General features: G+C 45.9%; 5 protein-coding genes. 1 reads left to right on the top strand and 4 read right to left on the bottom strand.

Going from position 1 to position 5,130, the window contains the following annotated elements; genetic code table 11:
- Positions 1 to 19 precede the first annotated feature (19 nt).
- The 4 genes from AC0QH1_RS31220 to AC0QH1_RS31205 form a co-directional block, all read right to left on the bottom strand.
- Positions 20 to 574 (bottom strand): hypothetical protein, encoded by a 555-nt coding sequence (locus AC0QH1_RS31220; protein ID WP_324635343.1) that lies wholly within the window; start codon positions 572 to 574, stop codon positions 20 to 22.
- Between the two features lie 194 nt (positions 575 to 768).
- Positions 769 to 1,416 carry an HAD-IIIA family hydrolase gene (locus AC0QH1_RS31215; RefSeq protein WP_324635342.1) on the bottom strand — a complete coding sequence of 216 codons (648 nt, stop codon included), beginning with the start codon at positions 1,414 to 1,416 and terminating at the stop codon, positions 769 to 771.
- Between the two features lie 19 nt (positions 1,417 to 1,435).
- Complete coding sequence (locus tag AC0QH1_RS31210; RefSeq protein WP_324635341.1) at positions 1,436 to 3,613, bottom strand: hypothetical protein; 2,178 nt, start codon at positions 3,611 to 3,613, stop codon at positions 1,436 to 1,438.
- A gap of 10 nt (positions 3,614 to 3,623) precedes the next feature.
- Positions 3,624 to 4,499: a helix-turn-helix domain-containing protein gene (locus tag AC0QH1_RS31205; RefSeq protein ID WP_324635340.1), complete on the bottom strand. Its 876-nt coding sequence runs from the start codon at positions 4,497 to 4,499 to the stop codon at positions 3,624 to 3,626.
- A 101-nt stretch (positions 4,500 to 4,600) separates the two neighbouring features.
- Here AC0QH1_RS31205 and AC0QH1_RS31200 point away from each other — a divergent pair, with 101 nt between their 5' ends.
- Positions 4,601 to 4,957 (top strand): hypothetical protein, encoded by a 357-nt coding sequence (locus AC0QH1_RS31200; protein WP_324635339.1) that lies wholly within the window; start codon positions 4,601 to 4,603, stop codon positions 4,955 to 4,957.
- Positions 4,958 to 5,130 lie beyond the last annotated feature (173 nt).

Below are 5,130 nucleotides of genomic sequence, written 5' to 3'. Positions count from 1 at the left end.
AGGATAAATTCTCGCTGATTTAGCTGCGTTTCTTCTGCTCTCGAATAGCCGCCGCTAGATTTTGCGCCGCCCACTGCCGGTCCAGCAGTTGCGGGTTCTCCTCGAAAAAAACCTGGTTTTTGAGATCCTCGTCAAGTTGATCGGGATTGGCGATGTAATCGCCCGTGAGGATATTTTTCGCCTCTACCAATGCAGCCGCCGCACTCGTCTGAGCACTGCGATCGAATCTGCGGAGAATTTTTTGGGAACTGCGATCGCCTTTCACTGCCGCAAAAATTTCTTCCTCTGAATTTTTCCCGTTAGTTTGCTGTTGGGAAATTTCAGAATTGCCGACCACCGCCAGTTCCCCGCCCTCCTCTTTAAATCCACTCATCGATCCAGTCTCATTAATCCAGTCGTGAAGGCGATCGAGCAGATCTACTTCGGGCTGCTCCAGATAAGCTTCCTTAGTTTCTGGGTCTTTTTTGCTTTTTATTTGCAAGTATTTCAAACGACTGTAATAAGCGTCCTTCTTAATTTCGTAGCGGTCCATAAGTTCCGCTGGAGTAAAGCGATTCTGCTGAGTGCTGCTCATAATTTTTCCCTCGCTACATTACATATTATTGCTCTGTGATTATGGAAAAATATTTTAGCGGATGGCTACCCGAATCCGCAAGCGTGCCTACCCGAATCGCCAGAAATACGCACCAGGATTGCGATCGCAATTCGGGCGACAAACCCGAATTGCAAAACCCTGCAAATTAAAAACAAAACAGATAACTGTTAGAGCTAACAGTTATCTGACTGCTGAAAACGCAACCTCAAAATATCAGCTGCCATAAAATTAGTTCCGGCGGCTTCTGCTGCTTGCTCGTCTTCGGGGCGATCGCCGATAAACCAGGTTTCACCTGGCACTGATTTGTAGTAAGCAATCAAAAAATTAATCATTCCCGGTCCGGGTTTACGAAAATTGCCGAAATTAGTAGTTCCACTTCCTACCCCAATTTTTTGCCGGAGATAAACTTCCCAATCGTTTAGTTTGACCATCCATGCTGACTTGCCGTCGTAACACGGGCAAATCAAGCCAATAGAAATTTCAGGAAATAATCCCAAGCAAAATTTCATTTCCTCAATCGCACTTTCAAAAGATTTTTTTCCGGCTTCAACTCCCCCCTGATTGCTAGCGATCGCAATTTTATATCCGCGCTTTGCAAAATTACTGACGGCCTCAGCAGCACCAGGGAGAATTCGTTGGTCTGTAGGAGACTGAATGAATTTCTCGCCGCAAGCGCTATCAATCAGGGTCTGGTCTTTATCGAAAATAATCAATCCTGTCATGGATTTACTCCTTATATTATTGACAAGAAACTGAACGCTCCCCACCACCCACCCCCAATCACCGCCGTTCACTAAATATAATGTTTGGAGCTGCATCATAACAGCTCCAAACATCCTCTTAATTTGGCCGGTGACGGTTTGCCAATTCGATTTTTACTGCATTGAGAATTTCAACCAAATCACTATTTGGCAAAATTGCCAAATCAATTTTGAGATTTGCAATTGCATTGCGAGCGGCAGATAAACGCGCATTAAGGCGAGCTTCATCCGAAGAATCAACCTCAAAATCTTTTCCAACAACAGTTTCTGGATTTTCGCCAAAATCTTTATCTGGTAATTCCGCACCATCAGTGCCAGCAGGACGGCTTCTACCCAGCAATTCTTTGCGTTTTGCTGCATCTTCTTGCTCAATCGATGTGAATTCAGATTGACAGTTATCAGGCGATAATTTTTTGATTTGCTTCTCGAGTTTATCTCGAAGAGAGATTTTCTCGTGATTTTCTAAACTTTCGTCCTCCTCAATTGAAGAAATATAATCTCGCATCTTACTAACACGAAATTCTATTTCTGGCACTTCACCTGCACCCTCAAAATCCAAAAAAAGATCCAGCTCGCAAGTATGGATTCCGCAATCCCAAAAAACTACAGGGTTATCGGGTCCAGGCGACCAAACGCCAAATTCATAACCCGAATACTGTTTATCTTCTTCAACGCATACAACAGTTCCAAATTGGTTGTCTTTCCAAACCCTATCGCCAGGTTTGAACTGATGCTGTTGGAATGGAAGCTCATCAACAATTTTCAGGTGCTTTGGAAGGAAGTTACCATGAGAAATCCGATGATAATCGAATTCAATATACAAGCCTTCACTGCTTTTGCGAACAACCGTTCCAAGCCGATGTTTGTATATCAAATCCGGACAATTATCGATCGCAAGAACGCGATCGCCCTTTTGAAAAGGGACCATCTCTTTTTCAAGCTCAATAGCCTTGCGATATTGAATTACGCTGGAACGACTTACCCCAAACACAGCGGCAATCGCAGAATCATTAAGCTTACTCCACCTTTTGGATTGCCCGGTCAATAACGCAGCGCGATCGAGGAATTCCTCGATCGCATTTTCGGACAGGCGATCGCAAACGCGGAGGAACTGTTTGCAAGCCTCGCCCCATTCATGCCGCCGCATCTTATAAATTTGCCGAGCGCGTTCGTCACCGGCATTGCTCACGGAGGCACGATAGACCGCCTCTTCGTAGGTGCTGGCCTTGCAAAAACATTCCACGCGATCGCGCTCCGCTTTCTTGAGTGCGCGAATTCGGTGGTGACCCGCCAACAGCCACCACTGTTCCTCAGAATCTGCGATCGCACCAAACCAAACCTCGATTGCTGGTGGTTCGCTGAACTCCAGCCATTCTGCATACTGCGCCACCACGTCATCATCAATCCCCTTGTTTTCAAGGGCCTGGTAGTCAGCACCGCGTGGCTGAAAGCTCGGATGTTCGTGGATTTCATCAATATTTAGCCAGAATGTTTCTGGTTTTGGTTGCGCGATCGCAACTGGTTGCGCGATCGCATCGGAAACTTGCACCGGCGGATTTTCCGCTGGCGGTGATTCCGGCATCGAAAAATCCGGAATCTTCTTTAATCCGCGCTTATTAATATTTTCTGCACAGTGGTAAGCAAAAGCGAGTTTCTGAGTTTGCGATCGCCCCTTGTCGTCAGATTTCCCTGTGAATCCAACCCACCAATCCATAAGCCGGGGGGCTTTTGTTTTGCCCTCGCCGTGGCAAACAATTTCAAAATTGCCACTCACCATCGCTCCCGATTCGTAATCGGCTTCTATCCGATTGATTTCGCGAGAAGTTTTACAAATCCAAAAATGAAATCCGTCAGTGCCTCGTTTGGTGCCATCTTGTTCGAAAACAGTAAAAACAGTATTTTCAGGAACATCCAAACAAACATATTCCAAATAATTTGAATGGTTATCCGAGCGCCCATCTTCCTTGACTTGCCATTCTTCCAAACCGCGCACGTAAAATTTTGCCCAAGTGCTGCTGTGCTGTTCCTGGCCTTGTATAAATTCTAAGTTGCAGCCAGTGCCAGACTTCGACTCACTGGAATAGAGTTCGATTTCATCGAGCGGAATTCCTTTGATAATTTCGCCAACCCGATCCACGCCGGCTGGCTGTAGCCAGCACTTTTCTTTAAAAATTTTTTCAATCGTTCCGACGATGATTTCTTCGCCATTTTGAGGAATCCATTGGACGCGATCGCCTTTATAGAATTTGAATTGCATGCTTATTCTCCTATTTAATTTCTTCCTGTGAATATCCGAAAGCAATTGCAGCTTCCCGCCAGGTGTAGGGATACCAGCGTTTGAGGCAGTCGAGAGATATGCCGAAATCTGCAGCGGTCATCACAGGATGCACCGGCCCTAATTTTTCAATCGGTTGCCGAGGCAGTTGAAAAAGGAACACGCTGGTAGGATTGGAACAGCTCTCAAAAGACTTTTCCACGTGCGCGGCTGCACCATAGGCTTGGGAGATATCCCGCGACGCGATCGCGCGAATCACGCGCGTATCCGCCTTATTTCCTTTCAAAATTCCCAGTTCCTCTAATTTGCGCTGCAGATCTGTGGGAATTTCTTTCTCTGGCAATTTTGGTGCTAATTTTGGTTTCGGATTGTTAATTTCAAATTGATTACCCGAGGTGGTCTTTTTTTCTTTTTCTTCTTTTAGATCTAAGGGTTCTTGAAACTCTTTCTCTGAGCGGGTTTCAGGCTCTGATTGTTGCGTGACGATCGCACTGCTGTGCGACGCGATCGCATCCTGTGCGTGACGATCGCATTCCGTGCGTGGCGATCGCATTGGTGTAGGGCGATCGCGTTCTACCTCATGTGGTGCCGCGCTATGATGCGCCGGAACAGCATTTAAAAGCTTAAGAGAAACCGTCTCGAAAGCGATCCAACCCTTTTCAGACAACCGTCCCAGGGCGCGGCTAATCGTGCTGCGATCGCATCGCAAAATATCTGCGATTTCCTTAACCTTGAGCGTCAGCTGACCCCCAAAGGGATGAAGCGATCGCAAGTAATAAAGAAGCTTGATTTCAGACGGTTTCAGCTCGTCCCAAGCTTGGATCCACTCCTGATTTGTCAATTGGTAAAATGTTGGTGTTTGTGCCATAATAGAATTACCGTGAATTTTAAGCAGACCGAGATACTTGCTAATTTCACTATACCGCCAATTTACTTGGCGGTCTATATTTTGTTACAATTCGTTACATTATGGAAACTAAACCGACGGCTCCGATTATTGAATGGCTGATTGAGGAACAAGGAGGGCTTGAAGGCAAAGAAGTTTCCGAAGTCGCTGGAATCTCGCCAGTGACTTGGAGCAAGATAAGGCAAGGCAAACAGAATCCAACTGGCGATACAATTTGGCGCGTAATGTGCGCGATCGCAGCGTTACGTCCGCGCAGCGCGTGCGCGGAAGTGGTGCAGATTATTAAAGGAGAAAAACGACAACCACCTTCTTTAGCAAATATTATCGAAGCATCCACAGAGGAAGAGTTGGAAGCGATTATGAAACTAATAATAAAACGACTCTTTTCTGAAAAAAGAATTCAAATGGTAATCAACTGAATATTAAATTAATGAATAACTGTTAGACCTAACAGTTATTTTTTTGTAATTTTTTTAATTTTCTTCTGGGACGAGCCGAGCCAGCCCAAAAAAGAAAGCGGAGCCAAGGGCAGATGGATGGCGACACCCAAACAGGGTACCACGCCGCCCCCATGATCAAGGGTTCGCTCGCT

The organism is Phormidium sp. CCY1219 (assembly GCF_055795085.1).
The sequence above is the reverse complement of the archived record's forward strand: the minus strand, read 5'-3'. Positions and strand labels throughout refer to the sequence as shown.